We start from the raw sequence: 20258 nt of genomic DNA on the forward strand, positions 1-20258 counted from the left end.
CTATGCCACCACCCGGCGCTTTTCTGCCATGCGACTGCGGCCATACAACACCATAATCGCCAGGATCGCCACGGCCTGCGCACTCAGCGAATAGGCATCGGCGTGAATGCCCAGCCAATCGAAGTCAAAGAACGCCACCGGCCGCGTGCCAAAGATGCCGGCTTCCTGCAACGCTTTGACGCCATGCCCGGCAAACACCACCGACAGCGCACACAGCAGTGCAGCGTTGATGCCGAAGAACAACGCCAGCGGCAACTTCGCCGAACCGCGCAGGATCACCCAGGCCAGGCCCACCAGCAGCACCAGCGCGCTGGCGCCACCGGCCAGCACCGCGTTGTGCCCGGCCGGGCCGGCCTGTAGCCACAGGGTTTCGTAGAACAGGATGACCTCGAACAGTTCGCGATACACCGAGAAGAACGCCAGCAGCGCAAACCCAAAGCGCCCACCGCCGCCGACCAGGCTGCTCTTGATGTAGTCCTGCCAGGCGGCCGCGTGGCGCCGGTCGTGCATCCATACGCCGAGCCACAGCACCATGACACTGGCGAACAGCGCGGTACAGCCTTCGAGCAATTCGCGCTGGGCGCCGCTCACGTCAATCACATAGGCCGCCAACGCCCAGGTGGCCAAACCGGCCAGCAGCGCCAGCCCCCAACCCACGTTGACGCTGCGCACCGCCGACTGCTGGCCGGTGTTACGCAGAAAGGCAAGGATCGCCGCCAGCACCAGAATCGCTTCCAGGCCTTCGCGCAGCAAAATCAGCAGGCCCGAGATATAGCTCAACGACCAGCTCAAGCCATCGCCGCCCAGCAAACCGGCGGACTCGGTGAGCTTGCCCTTGGCCATGTCCAGACGCTGCTGCACCTGCTCGATCGGCAAACCGTCCTGCAACGACTGCCGATAGGCCATCAGGGCCTTCTCGGTGTCCTTGCGCACGTTGGCGTCGACATTGTCCAGCGAGCTTTCCACCAACTCGAAACCTTCCAGGTACGCCGCTACGGACAGGTCATAGGCCTGTTCGTGGTCACCGTTACGAAACGCGGCGAGGCTCTTGTCCAACGTCGTCGCGGTGTAGTCGAGCAACTGTGCGGGGCCACGTTTGACCTGCGGCGGTTGCGCACGCTGGGCGCGGAAGGTCGCGGCTGTCACGGGGCCGTCGGCGGCCAGCACTTCATTGGGGGTCTGGCGGGCCAGGTCGGCGAGGTTGAAGGGTTGTTCGCTTTTGGCGGCAGCCGGGTCGGCGGTGAAACCGGCGATGTAGGTGGCCAGGTCCCAGCGTTGGCGGTCGTCCAGTTGGTCGGCGAAGGACGGCATATCAGTGCCTTCGATACCCAGGCCCAAGGTGTTGTAGATCGCATACAGGCTCAGGCGGTCCAGACGCGCGGCATCGCGCAGGTTGGCCGGCGGCGGCGTGAGGCCCACGCCGGCCGGGCCATCTCCCGCGCCGGCGGCGCCGTGGCATACCGAACAATGCTGGGCGTAGAGCGGTGCACCACGGGTCGGGTCCGGCGTGATGGCCGGAGCCTGGCTGACTTCATAGGCCACTGCCAGCTTGGCGCCCAACTGACGGGCCTGGCGCGCAACCGCCACACCGTCCTGATGCGTGGTTACCGCTGCCAGCAACTCATCGACACCCTTGACCAACTCGGCGCGTTCCGGCCTTTGCGGCAAATCCGCCACCAAGCCCTGCAACACCCCGAGAAACTCCACCTGCTCGCGGTATTCCGAATCATCAACCACCTTGCCCGCCGCCACTGTAGGTGGGTAGTCCGCGCCGATGTAATCCAGCAAATGCAGGGCTTGGGTTGCGCCCTCGGCAGTCGCGGCCATCAGGTTGAAGCTGCACGACATCAACGCCGGCAATACCAGCCAGGCGAGAAAACGGAGGGGGGCAGTCATGAACGAATCTCAAATGGAAATACGAAGTAACACATTGTTAGGCCTTATGAGGTTTGACTCAAGGCGTAAGTGATTTTGGCGTTAGCGCAGGCGCGGCTTTTCTATTCGGCGATGGCACTTCTGATGATGGCATCACAGCAAAAAGCCATTGTTTTGCCAGTAATGGCGCTTATAATGCGGCGCCCTGTTAGTGCGAAAGGGAATTTCGTTCCTCATTTTTTATGAGGAATCACCACACCGGTTGACTACTTTCAGGGAAGAAGCTGCATGGCATTTCGCGCCTTAACTCCGCTCGCGCTCGCGACGGTCACGTTGCTCTCCGGCTGTTCGATGTTTCGCAGCTACGACACCGAGCTGCAAGCCACCAATCAGCAATTGGCCACCGGCAACATCGACGGTGCCCTGACCCTGCTGGAAAAAAACAACACCAGCCAGGACAAGGACCTGCTGTATTTCTTCGAAAAAGGCGAGTTGTTGCGGGCCAAGGGCGACCTCGCCGGCAGCCAGACCGCCTGGCGCAGCGCCGACCTGCAAGTCTACAAGTGGGAAGAGTCGGTCAAGTTCGACAGTGCAAAGTACCTCGCCCAGTTCGGCAGTTTCCTGGCCAACGATAAGGTGCGTCGCTACGAAGGCTATGACTATGAAAAAGTCATGCTGACCACCCAGATGGCTCTCAACCTGCTGGCCCTGAATGACTTTGACGGTGCGCGCACCGAGATCAAGAAGACCCACGAACGCGAAGCCGTGATCGCCGACCTGCGCGACAAGGAATACCTCAAGCGCGAGGACGAAGCCCAGCGCGAAGGCGTTACCACCCAGATGAAAGACCTCAGCGGTTACCCGGTGCAAGCCCTGAACGCTCCGGAAGTGGTCGGCCTCAAAAACAGCTACCAGAGTGCGTTCAGCCATTACCTGGCCGGCTTCATCTACGAAGCCCTGGGCGAAAAAGACCTGGCTGCCCCGGGCTACCGCAAGGCCGCCGAGCTGCGCCCGAATACGCCGCTACTGGAAAAGGCCTTGCTGGACCTGGATAAATCCAAGGTCGGCGCCAATGAAACCGAGGTGCTGATTGTGGTGCAGAGTGGCCTCGCCCCGGCTCGCGATTCGATCCGCCTGCCCCTGCCGATCCCAATCAACGGCAACCTGGTGATCACCCCGCTGTCGTTCCCGGTGATCAAGGCCGATACGTCCACGGCGACCTTCACGCAGATCGGCGTCGACGGTCAGCAACAGAACCTCACCGCACTCAACAGCACCACGGCCATGTCGCGCCGCGCCCTGCGCGATGACATGCCGGGGATCATCCTGCGCACCACCGTGCGCGCGGTGACCCGTGGCGTGGCACAAAACAACCTGAACAAGACCAACCCCATGGCGGGCCTGGTGTTGGGCATTGCCTCGGCCGTCACCGAAGGCGCCGACACCCGCACCTGGCGCACGTTGCCGGACATGACCCAAGTGACCCGCCTGCGCCTCAAGCACGGCGAGCACCAGGTCAGCCTACCCAACGCCCTGGGCGGCACGCTGGTGACGGTCAAGGCCGACCAACGCTACCAAGTGATCACCCTGCGCGTGGTCGGTAACCAGGTGTTCGCCGGCGGCCTCGCGGCCCACGTGGTGCCGGGCACAACGCCCCAGGCCATCGCCACTCTCAAACAACCTTAAGGAGCACGCTATGCGTCATTTCATCCTCGGCGCCCTGGCGCTGGTCCTGCTTGCCGGCTGCGCCACCCCGCCACCGCCAGAGCCCGGCAGCGCCGCGAGCAAGATCGTGGTGATGGGCAAGTTCAAGGGCATCGCCGTCGGTGCCATTCGCGTGGCGCGCGAGAACGGTTTTCTCACCGCCAAGGTGCAGTTGAGCAACATCACCAGCAGCAATCAGACGCTGTATTACCGCTTCGCCTGGCTGGGTGCCGACGGCTTTCCGGTGGGCGACGAGGACACTTGGAAAGTGCTGAACCTGTATGCCAACCAGGCGACGTTCCTGCCGGCCATCGCCAATTTGCCCCAGGCGGCGGACTTTCGCCTTGAAGTCAAAACCCCTTGAGCCATTCCCTTCTTAAGCGCCAGAGAGATTTCCCCATGTTTGCACGCTTCTCGATTCTCGCCGTGGTTGCCGTCCTGGCCAGCGGCTGCGCCAATACCTCGCCGGTACTGGGCAGTAAGAACATCAACTACGGCGACACCAAGGCTGTGGAAACCGTGACCAACGAGTTCGGCTCCACCGACCTGCAGATGATTGCTGAAAGCATGACCCGCTCCCTGGCCCAGTCCGGCATCCTGCACGGCCGTCCGGTGGTGCAGGTGTACGACGTGAAGAACAAGACCAGCGAGTACATCGACACCCGCGAGATCACCACGTCGATCAAAACCCAGTTGATGAAGACCGGCACCGCCCGCTTCGCCAGCGACAACACCGACATGCAGAGCCAGGTCGACCAGCTCAAGCTGCAGAACCAGAGCGGCCTGTACAAGAAGACCACCGTGAGCAAGACCGGCAACATGGTCGCGGCCAAGTACCGCCTGGAAGGCTCCATCAGTTCCATCGTCAAGCGCAGCTCGGACTACAAGGACGTGTTCTACAAATTCAGCCTGCAGCTGATCGACGTCGAGAGCGGCCTGGCCGAGTGGATGGACGAAAAAGAAATCCGCAAGACTACGGAGCGCTAAGCGATGCGTGCATGGATCGGTATGATCGGCCTGCTGTGCGCCTTTGGCGCCTCGGCCGCGCCGAAGATCGCGGTGACCGACCTGGCCTACGAGGCGCGGGTCGAGGAATACATCCACCAAGTCTCGGCCAGCGACAACTTCCAGGCAAGCGCCTACCACGCCAGCGGTGCGTCGAGCTACAGCGAGTACGAAAGCCGTACCAGCTACATCGAGCAGACCGAGCTGCGTAAGTTCAGCGGTGATATCAAGGGCGAGATTCTCAAGTCCCGCCAGTTCCAGCTGGTGCAGGGCACGCCCTACACCGCCGATGCCAAGGGTGACGTCTATGACGTGATCAAGCGCATCAAGGCCGGTAACTTCAAGGGCGCGGACTACGTGCTGTTCGGCACGCTGTCAGACATCGACTTTACCCAGGACATCAACGCCCTGGACCACACCAACAGCTACTCGGCGGTGCTGGGCCTGACCCTGGTGGCGGATTTCAGCCTGATCAACACCCGTACCTTCGAGATCACCTCGGCGTTTACCGCCATGGGTGAAGGCCAGGATACCAAGCTGGTGAACAGCCGCGACGTACGTGTGAGCCTCAATCGGCCACGGGTGGTAAAAGAAGTGTCGAAAGCGTTGGGTGAGGATGTGGCCAGGCAGTTGGCGGAACAGTTGGGCGGCGGTTATCAAGAGCCTGGCCAGCCGGCGTTGCGCAACAACCTGCCAAGGGATGAAGCGCCGAAGATTCTGCGCTGAGCGGTAGACCTTCAGGCAACACCAAACCAATGTGGGCGGGGCGGTGCGACTTGCTCCCGATTGCGGTGGTTCAGCTACAGATAAGCTGACTGACACACCGCTATCGGGAGCAAGTCGAATCGTCGCACCGCCCCTCCCACATTTTGATTCGGTTTCCTCAGTCAGGCCGTTGCGCGATGCAAGCTGGCGAGAAACCCCGCAGCCCCCACGAACAACCCGGCAAACGTACGGTTCATGCGTTTTTGCTGCTTGGGCGTACGCAACAGACGCAACACCTTCGACGCCAGCCCGGTGTAACCCGCCATCACGATCATATCGACGCTGATCATGGTCGCACCCAGGATCAGGTACTGGGTCAGCAGCGGCGCCTGCGGGTTCACGAATTGCGGCAGTACCGCCAGCATGAATACCAGGGCCTTGGGATTACTGGCATTGACCAGAAAACCGCGGAACATCATCGCCATCGGCCTGCCGACAGGGCGTGGGGTCGCGTCATCGGTCATGTCCATGGGCAAGGCGCGCCATTGCTTGACGGCCAGGTACACCAGGTACGCCACGCCAAACCATTTGATCGCGTAGAACGCTGTGGACGATGCCGCCAAAATGGCTCCGAGCCCGCAGGCAACCACGGCAATCTGCATCGCAAGGCCCAGTTGCAGGCCAATGGCGTTCCAGTAGCCGCGCAGGAAACCGTATTGCAGGCCGCTGGACATCGAAGCGATGGCGCCGGCACCAGGGGAAAGGGAGATGATCCAACTGGCCAGGAAAAAGGCCAGCCACGTATCGAGCGCCATTGCACACCTCGGAGGGGAATTTGCTGTTGTGGCCTTAAGCTAACTCCGCCGACCGAGGGCTGGCTATAGATTTTTACAAGATGTGAATACTAACGATCGCCCGGAAACACATGGGTGCCCGGCCAACGCCGCACCGAGCGCTGGAAGAACAGGCTGTTAGGCACCTGCACGATGGCGCTGTCAGTGCCCGCCGCTTCCACTTCGATCAGCGTGGTATAGAGCAGGTTGATCGCCACGACCCGGCCTTTTACGCCGGGTTTGTCGACGGTATCCACCAGCTCGACGATGTCACCGAGGCGAAACGGCCCAACGGTAAAAATCAGAATGGCACACAGCAGGTTGGACAGCACCGACCACATGGCGAAGAACGCCACGGCGGCGACCGCGACAAACCCCGACAGCGCCGTCCACAGCACGGTGGCGGACACGCCCAGGCGACCCAGCACGAAGATCAGCGCACTGCCCATGATCAGCCAGCGCAAGCCACCACGCAGCGGCATCAGCAGTTGTGGCGGGAACGGGTAACGCTCGCCCAGGCGGGTCAGGCCTTTGGCGACGAAGCGCTGGGCAAGGTAGCCGGCCAGCAGGATCAGCAGGATTTGCACGCCGATCCAGACAGGCTCGATCCATTGCGCCGGCAGTGGCAGCTGCAACGCTTCCATCAGGACAGCGCCTCCAGCTCCGCTTGCAGGGTTTCGAGCAGTTCGAGCGCTTCCATCCAGGTTTCCTCCAATTGCCCTTCACGCACCTTGAGCCTGGCTTGTTCGGCCAGCAGGTCGCGCAGTTCGTCCTTGCGGGCCGCCTCGTACACGGCGCTGTCGCCCAGGCTGGCTTCGATCCTGGCCAGGCGCTCGTGCACCTTGCCCAACTCGGCTTCCAGCTTGTCGGCTTCGCGCTTGTGCGGCGCCAGTTGCTGACGCAATGCGGCGGCCGCCTGACGCTGGGCTTTCTTGTCGGTCTTGTCCGGGTTGACCGGGGTGTTGCTCACCGGCGCATTGCGCAGACGGTATTCCGTCAGCCAGCGGGCGTAGTCGTCCAGGTCACCGTCGAACTCTTCGACTTTGCCGTCAGCCACCAACAGGAAGTTATCGGTGGTGCTCTTGAGCAAGTGGCGATCGTGGGACACCACCAGTACCGCACCGCTGAATTCCTGCAAGGCCATGGTCAACGCCAGGCGCATTTCCAGGTCCAGGTGGTTGGTCGGTTCGTCGAGCAACAGCAGGTTCGGCCGGTCCCAGGCGATAAGGGCCAGGGCCAGGCGGGCTTTTTCGCCGCCGGAGAAGTTCAGCACCGGCTCATCGATACGTGCGCCACGGAAGTCGAACCCGCCGAGGAAGTCGCGCAGTGTCTGCTCGCGTTCGGTCGGCGCCAGACGCTGCAGATGCAGCAACGGGCTGGCCTTGGCGTCCAGGGAGTCCAACTGATGCTGGGCGAAGTAGCCCACCACCGTGTTCTCGCCACGGGTCAGGTGGCCCGCCAAGGGCTCGAGTTCGCCCGAGAGGTTTTTGATCAGCGTCGACTTGCCCGCGCCGTTGGGGCCCAGCAGGCCGATACGCGCGCCCGGCGTGAGCTGCAGCTTGACCTTCTCCAGGATGGTCTTGTCACCGTAGCCCAGGCGAGCATCGGACAGGTCCAGCAAGGGGCTGGAGATCTTCACCGACTCACGGAACACGAAGTCGAATGGCGAATCGACGTGGGCCGCCGACAGTTCCTCCATGCGCTCCAACGCCTTGATCCGGCTCTGGGCCTGACGGGCCTTGGTGGCCTGGGCCTTGAACCGGGCGATGTAGCTTTCCATGTGCGCACGCTGCGCCTGCTGTTTCTCGAACGCCTGTTGCTGTTGGGCCAGGCGCTCGGCACGCGCGCGCTCGAACGCGGTGTAGCCACCTCGGTAGAGCGTGATTTTCTTCTGTTCGACGTGGGCGATGTTGTCGACCACGGCGTCGAGGAAATCCCGGTCGTGGGAAATCAGCAGCAAGGTGCCCTGGTAGTTCTTGAGGAAGTCTTCCAGCCACAGGATCGCATCGAGGTCCAAGTGGTTGGTCGGTTCATCGAGTAGCAACAGGTCGGAGGGACACATCAGTGCCTGGGCCAGGTTCAGGCGCATGCGCCAGCCACCGGAGAAATCCGCGACCGGCCGATCCATCTGCTCGTTGGTAAAGCCAAGGCCGGCCAGCATCTTGCGGGCGCGGGCGTCGGCGGTGTAGCCGTCGGCACTGTCCAGCTCCGAGTGCAGGCGCGCCAGGGCGGCGCCGTTCTGGGCTTTCTCGGCCTCGGCGAGGTCGTGCTGCACCTGGCGTAAACGCAGGTCGCCATCGAGCACGTAGTCGATCGCAATGCGGTCCAGGGTGTCGATCTCCTGGCGCATATGGGCGATGCGCCAGTCGGCCGGCAGCAGGCAGTCCCCGGAATCCGGGGTCAGCTCACCCAGCAACAGGGCAAACAACGTGGATTTACCGGCGCCGTTGGCACCGATCAGGCCGGCTTTGTGACCGGCGTACAGGGTCAGCTCGGCGTCTTCGAGAAGACGCTGCGGGCCACGCTGTAATGTTAGGCTTTGAAGTCGGATCATAATGGCGGCGGAGTCTACCAGCTTCGTTGGCCGCTGGCTTGGGTGTGAATATGTACGCTGACCTGTGGAGCTTTGCCCTCTCGACCTACGCCCGTCCGGGTATCGAAGCGGCTTGCCTGCGTTTGCAGGAACAAGGCGCTGACGTGTGCCTGATGCTGTGTGGAGCCTGGCTGGAGCAACGAGGCGTGGCCGTGACCCCCGAACGCATGAGAGCGCTGAAGCAGATCGCCGGGCCCTGGCAGGTACAAGTGGTCGAACCGTTGCGGCGGATGCGCATGCAATGGCGCGCCACGGCGCAGCAGGATAAGCCACTGGCGGCGTTACGGGAACGGGTCAAAGCCCTGGAGCTGGATGCGGAGCGCGTCTTGCTGACACGGCTGGAAGGGCTGGCACAGACATGGCCGACAGGTGAAGGTCATCAGAAGTGGCTTGAAGGACTGGCGGCTGAGGCTGCCGCCAACCTTGACCACGACGCGCTGCAGCAGCTGCGCATCGTGGCCACCGGCACTTAGGAAGCGCTGGTTGGCGTGGTGCTTGGCGCTACCGGTGCAGGCGTGCTGCTGGCCGATGCGGTTGGAGCGGTGGCGGTCGCCGGGGTCGCAGGTTTGGCCGGTGCTGGCTTTGCAGCAGCTGGTTTGGCGACAGCGGGTTTGGCAACAGCAGGTTTAGCGGCTGGCTTGGCGGCTGGTTTCGCAGCAGCTGGTTTGGCAGCTGGCTTCGCGGCCGATTTGGCAGCGACGGTTTTGGCAGCTGGCTTCACGGCCGGTTTAGCAGCAGCGGTTTTGGCCGCTGGCTTCGCGGCTGGTTTGGCAGCAGCGGTTTTGGTCGCTGGCTTGGCGGCTGGTTTGGCAGCAGCGGTTTTGGTCGCTGGCTTGGCGGCTGGTTTCGCAGCAGCGGTTTTAGCAGCTGGCTTGACGGCTGGTTTCGCAGCGGCGGTTTTGGCCGCTGGCTTGGCGGCTGGTTTGGCAACAGCGGTTTTGGCCGCTGGCTTGGCGGCTGGTTTCGCAGCAGCGGTTTTAGCAGCTGGCTTGACGGCTGGTTTCGCAGCGGCGGTTTTGGCCGCTGGCTTGGCGGCTGGTTTCGCAGCAGCGGCTTTGACAGCTGGTTTGGCGGCAGCAGTTTTAGCAACTGGCTTCGCGGCCGGTTTGGCAGCTGGCTTTTTCGCAGCGCTCGCCGCAACAGCTTTTGCAGGCGTACGCGCGCCCAGCACTTTCGCTACAGCTTCTTTTACACGGCCAACGCCCTGGGCCAGTTTCAGGCTTTCCTGAGCATCTTTTTTGAGTTGGGAAATGTAGGCGCGAGTTTCAGCTTGGCGATCCTTGAGGGCGTCGAGCAAGTCCTCAAGTTCTTTGACAGCGTCTTTGGCTTTGGCTTGTGCCTTGGCCTTGCCGGCAGTGGCGGCGTCTTGCAGTTTAATGCGGGATTTGTGCAGCTTTTCTTGCGCTTTACCGCGCTGTTTTTCCAGCTTGGCGAGCAGTTTTTCTGCATCGGCCAACGCTTGGGAACAGGCGCTTTCCAGATGTTCGAGCAGGCTGCCCGACAGTTGTTGGAGTAAGTGCAACGGGGTATTAACAGGCTTCTGTTTGGCCGACATGGTTTACCTCCTGGCTGACGTGGGTGCGGCTCATACTAGCCCTCTGCTCTTACCGCCGCTAGGCCATGTTGACAGTATCGTTTGCGTTGCGTTGCACCCTGTGAAAATTCTTATTCATATAACAAAAATACGCGGCACTTTTTACCGCTTCACACTGGCATAATCCGTCGCACTTTCGGCGGGAGAATGCCCATGTTGCGTTACCTTTTTCTTGTGCTTGGCTTGGCGATATCAGTGGCCAATGCGAGCGAACAATCGCCGCCAAAAACCACCGCCCAAGACCAGCACGACCTCGCCTACAGCCTCGGCGCCAGCCTCGGTGAACGGCTGCGCCAGGAAGTCCCCGACCTGCAGATCCAGGCCCTGATCGACGGACTCAAGCAAGCCTATCAAGGCAAGCCACTGGCGCTGGACAACGCACGTATCGAGCAGATTCTTGCCGAGCACGAAGCGCAAAATGAAGCCGATGCGAAGGTGGCGCAAAGCGAAAAAGCACTGGCGGCTGAACAGCAATTTTTAACCCAGGAAAAATCGTCAAAGGGTGTGCGCGAATTGGCGGACGGCATCCTGCTCACCGAACTCACCCCAGGCACCGGTAACAAGCCGACAGCCAGCGATCAGGTCCAGGTGAAATACGTAGGTCGATTGCCCGATGGCACGGTGTTCGATCAAAGCACGCAGCCCCAGTGGTTTCGCCTGGACAGCGTGATCAGCGGCTGGAGCAGCGCGTTGCAGCAGATGCCGGTGGGAGCGAAATGGCGCCTGGTCATTCCATCGGCCCAGGCCTATGGCGCCGAGGGTGCGGGTGAGCTGATTCCGCCTTATACGCCATTGGTATTCGAGATCGAATTGCTCGGTACTCGCCCCTGACCCAATAAAAAAACGGTGCGACATGCGCACCGTTTTTTCCTCGCCACCAGGGTTCAAGCCTGAGCGGCAGACTCTTCCTTGTGAGCGTTGTGCAGCACTTCGATCAGGCAATCTTCCAGTTCGAAACGCTCGTGAAGCAGTGCGCCCAACTCTTTGAATTTTTCGGCAACACACTTGCCGGCATCACACAGATCGGTGAACGCCAGCAGTTTCTCGGTGATGGCATCGATGCGCGGGTAAAGGGTCTCGGCCAAGTCCAGACCACGTTGATCATCGAAAGCTTCCGCCTCCTTGGTCAGTTGTTCGTAGACGCCAAAATGGCCAGCCGACACGTAGTCCACCAAGACAGCGCAAAAATCCTGCAGCGTTTCGCGATCTTCAGCCAATGTCTCGGGCTTGGCGCCAAGCGCATCAAAGGCCCGAACCAGTTCATGACGTGCCTTCAACCAGCTGTCGATCAGCTTGTGCACCCCACCCCAACGTTCCTGAGCATTCTGACAACTTTCCAGCATGATGATCTCTCTTCCCTATTGGGGCGCTGCCGCCTGATGCCCGCGCAACACTTCAAGGATAAAGCAGCAGCGGGACAAGGCCGCATCTGACAACCGGTTCAAATAACGCATGCGGGCCAGATTATGCCCGCGTGACTATGGCTTCAAGGTACGCAGGAGAGAAAGTTCATACAAGTGTTTAATCCCGTCCTACAAACCACAAGCCGGTTTCACTGCCTTGCCGGGCGCAAATGCCGGCTAATCAACAGCCGTGAGAACTGCATAATCCCCAGGATCAACATCCCCACGAAAAACAGCAGGCTCCACTCGGGAAGGCTGAGGTCAAACAGCGTCCAGTTGATTTCCACACAGTCAACAGTGCCCTTGACCGTTGCCTGCAATGCCTGCCACAGCGACAGGCTTTCAATCATATAGTGCACGCTGGGCCAACAATCGGCAGGTTGATCGAGTGCGGCATTTTGCAGCAGCACTTGGCGTACGGCGGTAATCGCGCCGAGCAACGCGCAAGCCATGCTCGCCCCACCGTAAAGGTAGATGCCGAAACGCCTGGGGTTATGAATGGCCGCGACCAGATTGATCAGGGTAAAGACCGCCAGGAACACACGTTGCATTTGGCACAGGAAACAGGGACGCAGCAGCGCGCCGTATTCAAGATAAAAAGACGTGCCCAATGTCAGCGCACCAGCCAGGAACGCCAGGAGAAACAAGGAGCGTAAAGGGGCCAAAGACATTGTTTATCCGTACCGCAAAAGATAGGTCGTTACGGTAGAGGAAAGGCCTGACTGCTTTCAATACGCGCCAGAGCAGACAATTCCGCGAGAGCCTAGGGATATGCCGTCAGAACCTGGATGATTTTGTGCATTTAGTGGTAGGACTTTGCCTGCTGGAGGCTTGCCCGCCTTAAATGGGGCATCAAAGGGATGGCTCTGCGACACGCCCGAGCCATCCCACCACCTCTTTCCTACATCAGACTCGCGCGGGGACCGGCAATGGCGACGCCAGCAAGCGGTTGTCCAGCAGCCCCAGACCCTCCTGGAACAGCTGGTTGCTGCGCTCGGTATCACCCAACTGTGCCAACAGGCGTGCCAGCTCGGCACAGGCTTCTGGATTGCGCTGAACCTGCAGGCTGCTTTCCAGATAATCCCGCGCCTTCCCCCACAGACTGTTTTGCAGGCACAGGCGGCCCAATGTCAGCAACAGGCTCGCATCGCCCGGATGGTCCTTGAGCCAGCCTTCGGCAAACTTCAACTGGCGCGTCGGATCACTGCCTCGCAGCAAGCCGTAAAGGCGAATCAGGTGGCTGTCATAGCTGCGCTTGAGCGCACCGCGCAACGCCTCCTCGGCCTTGGCGTCTGCGCCCAACTGGCGCAGTTGTTCGGCATAGGCCAGAACCAATTGCGGTTCCTGGCGCTGAGCGGAGGTGAGTTGCTGCCAGGCCCGCTCAAGGGATTGCAAACCGGCTTCGCCCTGCTCTTCGCGCTGGGCCGCCAGGCTCAGGTTTTCACCCCAGGCGCGACGCTCCAGCTCCGCCAGCTCACCGGCAGGCAGCACCTTGTCCTTGCGCAGTTCCGGCAGCAGGCGGATCACCGATGACCAGTCGCCTCGCTGCTGATGCAGGCGCTGCAATTGGCGCAATACCTGGGCGTTGTGGGGATGGCGCTCGTGCATGGCCTGCAGGGTGACCAGCGCACCGTCAGTGTCGCCACGGTCCAACTGCAATTGCGCATGGCTCAGGGCAACCGCAAGCTCGGCCTGTGGCTGACGTTCCAGGGCACGTTCCAGCAAACCGTCCGACTCTTCGTAACGCCCCTGCTCATTCGCCGCCCGCGCGGCGCCGAGGTAGTACAACAACGGCTGGCGCTCGGCTTCGGCGGCGCGGTGCAGGTGGCGCTCGGCACTGGCCCAGCGGCCTTCGGCGAGGTCCATCTGGCCCTGCTCGATGGCGATCTGCACACGACGACTGCGGTTACGTCGCGACCAGGGGTTGACCACACCGCCCGAGGTAGTGACCAGGCTCAGCAGCAGGCGTATCACGTAGATCGCGAGGCCGATGGCAAACACCGCCACCAGGGTGGCCCACAGGCTCGACTCATAGTGCAGCACATGCGGGTAGGTAATCAGCACATAGCCGGTGTGTTTCGAAATGCCCACAGCAAGTGCCAGAGCGATTGCGATCACCAGCACCAGGATCATATAGAAACGCTTCATCGGCTCTACTCCTGGGTCGCCGGCTTGCCAGCCGAAGCCTTGGCTTCGACGGCAGACAGATGACGACGTTCAAGGTACGCCTGTACCGCGGCCAGGCTGGCGGCCAGGTCTGGCGTGACCACCGAGACGGCTTTGGGCTCAAGCTCGGCGATACGCGCCAGCATCGCCTTGCTCTGTGGGTTGTCCTGGTTGAAATTGTCCTGCAACACGCTGCGCGCCTCGCCCAACGAGCGGCTATACACCGCCGACTCGCCATTGAGCGCCGCCCATTGCGCTTGTTCCAGGGCCAGGCTGAGGGCCAGGCGTACTTGGTTCAGGCCTTGCCCGGCCAGCAACGGACGGATGTTATCGTCGGGGTTGAAGTCGATGCGGAAGTAACGCGAGATCTGTTCCCACCACTCACGCCAGCGGCTATCGGTATCGGTGGTCGGGCGTCCCTCGGACACAGGCTCGGTCAGTTGATATTCAGGCGCAATGGCCGCCAGTTGCACCACCTGATCGCGCAGGGCGGCCAATTGCAGATACAGCCCGGTGCGATCCGGCTGTTCGGTGCTGCGCAGTGAAGCCAGGCTCTTGGCCAACTGTTCACGGGCGGCATAGGAACCCGGATCGCTCTGCTCGCGAAGAATCTCATCGGCGCCTTGCACCAGCGCCTGTGCACTGTTGATATCCTGCAAGGCAGACAGGCGCAAGCTCGCCAGGCGAATCAAGTGCTCGGCTTCAGCCAGGCGCCAGTCCTGGCGGCTGGCCCCCAGCACGGTTTCCAGGCGCTGGCTCAACCGCTGCTGATCGCCCTGCAACTGGGCCACCAAGCGTCGGCGTTCTTCCAACTCGTCTGCGCCAGGCAACTGCGCCAGACGCGCGGCGAGCTGTTGCTGGCTCTGCTTGAGGGTTTGGGACTGGTCATCCAGGGTCTGCACCTGGCCCAGCTGTTGCTGGCTGCTGGCTTGCAGGGCACGGACCTGCCAGATCCCCCAACCGCCAGCGGCGACACCAGCAGCCCCTAACAGCAGGGCGACAACTGCCAGGCCATTGCCACGGCGCGGCGCGGTGACCGGTGACTCAACCGGCGCATCAAGTGCGGGTTGGGTTTCATCTTTGGGCAAGGCTGTTTCGCTCACGTATCCGTCCTTTGCGTATCAGAGAGTGGGAACGGGATAGCTCCCTATCGCCACTAACAAAGCCGCGGCACTCGCGCCGCGACAATCCACAACTTTTTCTGCACCGGCAGCCCGCGCCATCTCGGCGACACGCGGGCTGGGCACGAATAACGGCAGCTTCGCCACCTGTGGCCAATCAACTCCGGCCAGGGCCTGCAGGTGCACAAAACCCTGCCCACTGCTGACCACCACGCCGTTCAAGCGTTCCAACTGGATGCGCCGGATCAGTACCCCAGCGTCGTAGGCCGGAAGAAAACGGCGGTACAACTCCAGGTAGTCGACACTAGCACCTCTCTCGCGCAAACGCTCAGCCAGCAGCTCGCGCCCGCCCTCGCCCCGCAGGATCAACACCCGGGCATCGTGACGGGCAACAGCCTCGCGCAACGCAGGTAATTGAAGCAACGCCTCGCTGTCATCGCCGGTTTCGGGGAAGTGAACGTTCAGGCCATGATCGACCAGCACCTGCGCCGTCGCCGCGCCCACGCTGAACCAGGGCAGTCGTGGCCAGTGCCGATCCAACTGCTGCAAGGCAAGGCGCGCAGCAGGTTTGCTGACCACGATGACCGCGCAATAACGCCCCAGATCATGAAACACCGCTTGTTGCTCGGGCGTTACCGGCAAGGGCTCAATGTCCAGCAAGGGCAAGCTGCTACTGAAAATTCCGGCTTCGGACAACGACGCCGCCAGGGCCCTGGACTCCTGCGCCGGCCGGGTCAGCAGCACTCGCCAGTCGGTCACTGCGGACCTGCCTCGCCGTAGACTTTTTGCAAAATGGCGCCCGCGCCTTTCTCCAGCAGCTCCTCCGCCACCTGGATGCCCAAGGCCGTCGCTTCAGCCTGCGGGCCGCGCGCTTGGGCGGTCAACAGGGTGCCACCGTCGGGGTCGCCCACCAAGCCACGCAACCAGATGTTGTCGCCTTCGAGCACGGCGTAACAGGCGATCGGCACTTGGCAGCCGCCATTGAGGTGTTTGTTCAACGCGCGCTCGGCGGTGACGCGCACCTCGGTATCGTGATGATCAAGCGGCTTGAGCAACGCGTGGATTTCACTGTCGGCGGTGCGGCATTCGATACCTACCGCGCCTTGGCCGCCAGCGGGCAAACTGTCTTCGACGCTGATGGCCGAGGTGATGCGGTCTTCGAACCCCAGTCGGATCAAACCGGCGGCAGCGAGAATGATCGCGTCATATTCGCCGGCATCCAGCTTGGCCAGGCGGGTGTTGACGTTACCGCGCAAAAAGCGGATCTGCAGGTCCGGGCGACGCGTCAACAACTGGGCCTGGCGACGCAGGCTCGACGTGCCGACGATGCTGCCCGGCGGCAATTCATCCAGAGACGTGTAGGTGTTGGAAACAAAGGCGTCGCGTGGGTCTTCGCGCTCGCAGATACAAAACAGCCCCAGACCCTGCGGGAAGTCCATGGGCACGTCTTTCATCGAATGCACGGCGATGTCGGCTTCGTTTTCCAGCAGTGCGGTTTCCAGTTCCTTGACGAAAAGGCCCTTGCCGCCGATCTTCGACAGCGGCGAATCAAGCAGCTTGTCGCCGCGACTGACCATGGGCACCAGGGACACCTTGAGGCCCGGATGGGCGAGTTCAAGGCGCGCTTTGACATATTCGGCCTGCCACAAGGCAAGTGCGCTTTTACGGGTGGCGATGCGGATTTCGCGAGAGGACATGGATCAATCCGTACTGAATAGATACGGCAGATAATAACAGCTCAGGCAAATACGCCTTGATTTGAATCAGCAAGTGCGGGGCCTCCCTGGCCACCTTGCACCGGGAAAAGGGCTGCAGGCTGTGTCACAGGCCTGAGGTTAAAGCTGCTGCATCATCTTGCGCACGCCGGCAACGTGTCGTCGACTCACAATCAGCGCATCGCCGTTAAGCCCTTTGAGAAACAGTTGAAAGTGCCCCAGAGGCGTACGCTGCAGACGCTCGATGCGCTCGCGGGCCACCAGGGCATTGCGGTGAATACGCACGAAGCGGTCGCCAAACTCATCCTCAAGGGCCTTGAGCGGCTCATCAAGCAGTACTTCACCGGCCTCGTGGCGCAAGGTCACGTATTTGTGATCCGCGATAAAGTAGACCACCTGGTTCAGCGGAATCAGCTCAATGCCTTTGCGGGTACGTGCGCTGATATGGCTACGTGGCCCGTTCCCGCTTTGGGCGGCCGGCTGGGTCAAGGCGGCAAGCTGGGCGCGGTTGGGGCGCTCGGCTTTTTTAAAGGCCTTGAGCAAGGCGTCGGCAGTCACCGGCTTGACCACAAAACTGACGCCGCTGGCTTCAAGCGTTTGCGCGTCGAATTCGTCCTCGGCGGCGCACAACACCACTGCGGGTGGCGATTCGCGCTCACTCAAGCGGGCGGCAACCTGCAGACCATCGAAGCCCGGCATGCGGATATCGAGCAGCACCACATCCGGCTTGAGGCTGTCGATCAGCGTCAATGCCTCCTCGCCGTTGGTAGCGCTCGGTTCAAGGACTGTATAACCCTCGAGTTCACTGACCAAACGGCTCAGTCGCTCGCGGGCTTGGGGTTCGTCATCAACGATCAGGACATTCATATTGCGCTGGATTCCTGCGTGAGTCTCGCACAAGGATAGCGTAGACAGGTGCGGTGACTTGCGTCACAGCGATCCACGCTAAGACTAGCGCGAGCGGCAAAAAGTGCCCTGACAGCGGCACCCAAATTTACCCGGACCTGTTCACTAGCGCCCAAGACCTGCTGCCGTCGGGCATCGTCGTAAGGTTTGCTGATGCACAATCCGAATACCCCCCTTATCAATGGATAGTCAGGTTCTGACCGCACGACCTGACTTTGGTGCATTCACACACTATCAGTCCAACTGTAGACGCTCACTGCGACGATATTGCTCAATCGTCAAATATCGTTTCAATTAGTCCCTGCCTCCAGTCTCGTCCCGGACGCGTTCGACGGCAAGGCACTTAGCCATCCTTTGCACAAATAAAAATGCCGCCAACCCGCAGCACCGCGTCCACGGGCAACCCTGTTATTATCGCCGACACACTTCCATGCCTCTTTATTAAGCAGACCACGAGCGAACCCATGAGCACCGACAAGACCAACCAGTCCTGGGGCGGCCGCTTCAGTGAACCCGTCGACGCCTTCGTCGCCCGCTTCACCGCCTCCGTCACCTTCGACCAGCGCCTGTACCGCCATGACATCATGGGCTCTATCGCCCACGCCACGATGCTGGCCAAAGTCGGCGTGCTGACCGATGCCGAGCGCGACGCCATCATCGACGGCCTGACCACCATCCGCGGTGAGATCGAAGCCGGTACGTTCGACTGGCGCGTCGACCTGGAAGACGTGCACATGAATATCGAGGCCCGCCTCACCGACCGCATCGGTGTGACCGGCAAGAAGCTGCACACCGGTCGCAGTCGTAACGATCAGGTGGCCACCGATATCCGCCTGTGGCTGCGCGATGAAATCGACCTGATCCTGGCCGAAATCACCCGCCTGCAGCAAGGCCTGCTGGAGCAGGCCGAGCGTGAAGCGGACACCATCATGCCCGGCTTCACGCACCTGCAGACCGCACAACCTGTGACGTTCGGCCACCACCTGCTGGCCTGGTTCGAAATGCTCAGCCGCGATTACGAGCGCCTGGTGGACTGCCGCAAGCGCGCCAACCGCATGCCCCTGGGCAGCGCTGCACTGGCCGGCACGACCTACCCGATCGATCGTGAGTACACCGCACAACTGCTGGGTTTCGATGCCGTCGGTGGCAACTCCCTGGATGGCGTGTCGGACCGTGACTTCGCCATCGAATTCTGCGCCGCCGCCAGCATCGCGATGATGCACCTGTCGCGCTTCTCCGAAGAGCTGGTGCTGTGGACCAGCGCGCAATTCCAGTTCATCGACCTGCCGGACCGCTTCTGTACCGGCAGCTCGATCATGCCGCAAAAGAAAAACCCCGACGTGCCGGAACTGGTACGTGGCAAGAGCGGCCGAGTCTTCGGCGCACTGATGGGCCTGCTGACCCTGATGAAAGGCCAGCCTCTGGCCTACAACAAGGACAACCAGGAAGACAAGGAACCGCTGTTCGACGCCGCCGATACCCTGCGCGACTCGCTGCGTGCCTTTGCCGACATGATCCCGGCGATCAAGCCCAAGCACGCCATCATGCGTGAAGCGGCGTTGCGCGGTTTCTCCACGGCGACTGACCTGGCGGACTACCTGGTGCGTCGTGGCCTACCGTTCCGTGACTGCCACGAAATCGTCGGCCATGCCGTGAAATACGGCGTGGATACCGGCAAGGACCTGGCGGAAATGAGCCTGGAAGAGCTGCGCCAGTTCAGCGACCAGATCGAGCAGGATGTGTTTGCCGTGCTGACCCTGGAAGGCTCCGTGAATGCCCGTAACCATGTGGGCGGCACGGCACCGGGCCAGGTGAAGGCCGCGGTCGTGCGCGGCCAGGCGCTGCTCGCCAGCCGCTGAAAAATGTGGGAGGGCGGTGCGACGATTCGACTTGCCCCCCTCCCACACTTGATTACTTTTTGGCCGCAACCATCGCCATGAACCCCGGCATCGCCGCCTGCCTGTCGGCCTCCACCTTCTGAGCGTTGGGCATTTCATTCAGGCGTCCAAGCAACGCCTTCGCCTTCGGCAACTCAGCCAACAGGTCCAGCCCGAACAGCTTCTCGCCCACACCGCAGGCCAGGTTCAAGCTGTACATGAAATACAGATCCGCAATCGTAAAGCTATCGCCCGCCACAAACGGTGCGAACTTGCCGTGCCGGCCTAACGCACCAACACCCAGCAGCAATTCCGTCCGGGATTTTTCCTTGATCGCCTCCGGCACCTGCATGCCAAAAAATGCCTCGCCGAAACACGCACGGGCGGGCAACTCGATGTACAGCTCGATTTCCCTGCACAGCGCCAGCACCTGGGCGCGCTGGAACGGGTCGGCCGGCAGCAGCGCAGGCCCTTGCTGGGTCTGCTCGATGTATTCGAGGATCACGCTGGTTTCGTTGATAAACCCCTGCTTCACGCCCAGCACCGGCACCTTGCCGCGCGGGCTTACTGCCAGGGCTTCAGGGGTTTGTCCGGCAAAAAAAGGCACTTCTTCGAACGGCAGTCCTTTCTCCAGCAGCGCCAGTTTCACCATGTTGTAGTAGTTACTGACTGAAAATCCGTAAAGCTTGAGCATCGCAAAGCCTCCAGGCCGTGTGCGGGGTTGGCTGCAAGCGTTATAGACCCCCGGGACCGCCCTTGCC

Annotated in this window: 20 protein-coding genes and 1 pseudogene; 7 read left to right on the forward strand and 14 right to left on the reverse strand. The window is 61.5% G+C overall.

Features of this window, described 5'->3' with window-relative positions; genetic code table 11:
• Entirely contained in the window at nt 1-1896 is a 1896-nt protein-coding gene (locus PSH66_RS28830; protein WP_141062875.1) for an FTR1 family protein, read from the reverse strand.
• 267 nt (nt 1897-2163) lie between these two features.
• Here PSH66_RS28830 and PSH66_RS28835 point away from each other — a divergent pair, with 267 nt between their 5' ends.
• Genes PSH66_RS28835 through PSH66_RS28850 form a run of 4 tightly spaced genes read left to right on the forward strand, consistent with a single transcriptional unit; the run spans nt 2164 to nt 5310 of the window.
• Entirely contained in the window at nt 2164-3561 is a 1398-nt protein-coding gene (locus PSH66_RS28835) for a COG3014 family protein (protein ID WP_003176845.1), read from the forward strand.
• A gap of 10 nt (nt 3562-3571) precedes the next feature.
• On the forward strand, nt 3572-3943 hold the full coding sequence (locus tag PSH66_RS28840; RefSeq protein WP_003176846.1) for a YcfL family protein: 372 nt from the start codon (nt 3572-3574) through the stop codon (nt 3941-3943).
• Between the two features lie 35 nt (nt 3944-3978).
• Nucleotides 3979-4566: a penicillin-binding protein activator LpoB gene (lpoB, locus tag PSH66_RS28845; protein WP_003176847.1), complete on the forward strand. Its 588-nt coding sequence runs from the start codon at nt 3979-3981 to the stop codon at nt 4564-4566.
• 3 nt (nt 4567-4569) lie between these two features.
• Nucleotides 4570-5310: a hypothetical protein gene (locus PSH66_RS28850; RefSeq protein WP_003176848.1), complete on the forward strand. Its 741-nt coding sequence runs from the start codon at nt 4570-4572 to the stop codon at nt 5308-5310.
• 161 nt (nt 5311-5471) lie between these two features.
• On the opposite strand, the gene PSH66_RS28855 is transcribed toward PSH66_RS28850, so the two are convergent.
• The 3 genes from PSH66_RS28855 to PSH66_RS28865 all read right to left on the reverse strand — a co-directional run bounded on the left by PSH66_RS28855 (nt 5472) and on the right by PSH66_RS28865 (nt 8676).
• Nucleotides 5472-6104 carry a LysE family transporter gene (locus PSH66_RS28855; protein WP_003176849.1) on the reverse strand — a complete coding sequence of 211 codons (633 nt, stop codon included), beginning with the start codon at nt 6102-6104 and terminating at the stop codon, nt 5472-5474.
• 89 nt (nt 6105-6193) lie between these two features.
• Nucleotides 6194-6766: a mechanosensitive ion channel family protein gene (locus PSH66_RS28860; RefSeq protein WP_003176850.1), complete on the reverse strand. Its 573-nt coding sequence runs from the start codon at nt 6764-6766 to the stop codon at nt 6194-6196.
• Nucleotides 6766-8676, reverse strand: coding sequence for an ATP-binding cassette domain-containing protein (locus PSH66_RS28865; RefSeq protein ID WP_305428084.1), 1911 nt, complete (start codon nt 8674-8676; stop codon nt 6766-6768). The genes PSH66_RS28860 and PSH66_RS28865 overlap by 1 nt, the downstream gene beginning before the upstream one ends.
• Nucleotides 8677-8726: 50 nt before the next feature.
• Here PSH66_RS28865 and PSH66_RS28870 point away from each other — a divergent pair, with 50 nt between their 5' ends.
• Complete coding sequence (locus PSH66_RS28870; RefSeq protein ID WP_141062873.1) at nt 8727-9188, forward strand: TIGR02444 family protein; 462 nt, start codon at nt 8727-8729, stop codon at nt 9186-9188.
• Here the strand turns inward: PSH66_RS28870 and PSH66_RS28875 are convergent.
• Nucleotides 9185-10270 (reverse strand): AlgP family protein, encoded by a 1086-nt coding sequence (locus PSH66_RS28875; protein WP_141062872.1) that lies wholly within the window; start codon nt 10268-10270, stop codon nt 9185-9187. The two genes, PSH66_RS28870 and PSH66_RS28875, sit on opposite strands and share 4 nt — an antisense overlap.
• A 192-nt stretch (nt 10271-10462) precedes the next feature.
• Here PSH66_RS28875 and PSH66_RS28880 point away from each other — a divergent pair, with 192 nt between their 5' ends.
• Nucleotides 10463-11140: an FKBP-type peptidyl-prolyl cis-trans isomerase gene (locus tag PSH66_RS28880; protein WP_003176854.1), complete on the forward strand. Its 678-nt coding sequence runs from the start codon at nt 10463-10465 to the stop codon at nt 11138-11140.
• A gap of 53 nt (nt 11141-11193) precedes the next feature.
• On the opposite strand, the gene PSH66_RS28885 is transcribed toward PSH66_RS28880, so the two are convergent.
• The 8 genes and pseudogenes from PSH66_RS28885 to PSH66_RS30290 form a co-directional block, all read right to left on the reverse strand.
• Nucleotides 11194-11652 carry an Rsd/AlgQ family anti-sigma factor gene (locus tag PSH66_RS28885; protein ID WP_003176855.1) on the reverse strand — a complete coding sequence of 153 codons (459 nt, stop codon included), beginning with the start codon at nt 11650-11652 and terminating at the stop codon, nt 11194-11196.
• A 209-nt stretch (nt 11653-11861) separates the two neighbouring features.
• The gene (locus PSH66_RS28890; RefSeq protein ID WP_305428085.1) at nt 11862-12383 is read right to left on the reverse strand and encodes a disulfide bond formation protein B; all 522 of its coding nucleotides are present in this window, start codon (nt 12381-12383) and stop codon (nt 11862-11864) included.
• Between the two features lie 235 nt (nt 12384-12618).
• Nucleotides 12619-13860, reverse strand: coding sequence for a heme biosynthesis protein HemY (locus PSH66_RS28895; RefSeq protein WP_003176857.1), 1242 nt, complete (start codon nt 13858-13860; stop codon nt 12619-12621).
• Between the two features lie 5 nt (nt 13861-13865).
• Nucleotides 13866-14981 (reverse strand): uroporphyrinogen-III C-methyltransferase, encoded by a 1116-nt coding sequence (locus PSH66_RS28900; RefSeq protein WP_003176858.1) that lies wholly within the window; start codon nt 14979-14981, stop codon nt 13866-13868.
• Between the two features lie 18 nt (nt 14982-14999).
• Nucleotides 15000-15758: a uroporphyrinogen-III synthase gene (locus PSH66_RS28905; protein WP_141062871.1), complete on the reverse strand. Its 759-nt coding sequence runs from the start codon at nt 15756-15758 to the stop codon at nt 15000-15002.
• Complete coding sequence (hemC, locus tag PSH66_RS28910) at nt 15755-16696, reverse strand: hydroxymethylbilane synthase (protein ID WP_305428087.1); 942 nt, start codon at nt 16694-16696, stop codon at nt 15755-15757. The genes PSH66_RS28905 and hemC overlap by 4 nt, the downstream gene beginning before the upstream one ends.
• A gap of 138 nt (nt 16697-16834) precedes the next feature.
• The gene (locus tag PSH66_RS28915; protein ID WP_003176861.1) at nt 16835-17581 is read right to left on the reverse strand and encodes a LytTR family DNA-binding domain-containing protein; all 747 of its coding nucleotides are present in this window, start codon (nt 17579-17581) and stop codon (nt 16835-16837) included.
• Nucleotides 17578-17694, reverse strand: a pseudogene (locus PSH66_RS30290) (sensor histidine kinase); the annotation flags it as partial. The pseudogene PSH66_RS30290 and the gene PSH66_RS28915, both read right to left, overlap by 4 nt.
• 390 nt (nt 17695-18084) lie before the next feature.
• On the opposite strand from PSH66_RS30290, the gene argH reads away from it, so the two are divergent.
• Nucleotides 18085-19479, forward strand: a complete 1395-nt coding sequence (gene argH / locus PSH66_RS28920; protein WP_003176862.1) for an argininosuccinate lyase — start codon at nt 18085-18087, stop codon at nt 19477-19479.
• Between the two features lie 52 nt (nt 19480-19531).
• On the opposite strand, the gene PSH66_RS28925 is transcribed toward argH, so the two are convergent.
• Nucleotides 19532-20191 carry a glutathione S-transferase family protein gene (locus PSH66_RS28925; protein WP_003176863.1) on the reverse strand — a complete coding sequence of 220 codons (660 nt, stop codon included), beginning with the start codon at nt 20189-20191 and terminating at the stop codon, nt 19532-19534.
• Nucleotides 20192-20258 lie beyond the last annotated feature (67 nt).

Origin of the sequence: Pseudomonas sp. FP597 (genome assembly GCF_030687435.1) — a bacterium.
Lineage (GTDB): Bacteria > Pseudomonadota > Gammaproteobacteria > Pseudomonadales > Pseudomonadaceae > Aquipseudomonas > Aquipseudomonas lactucae.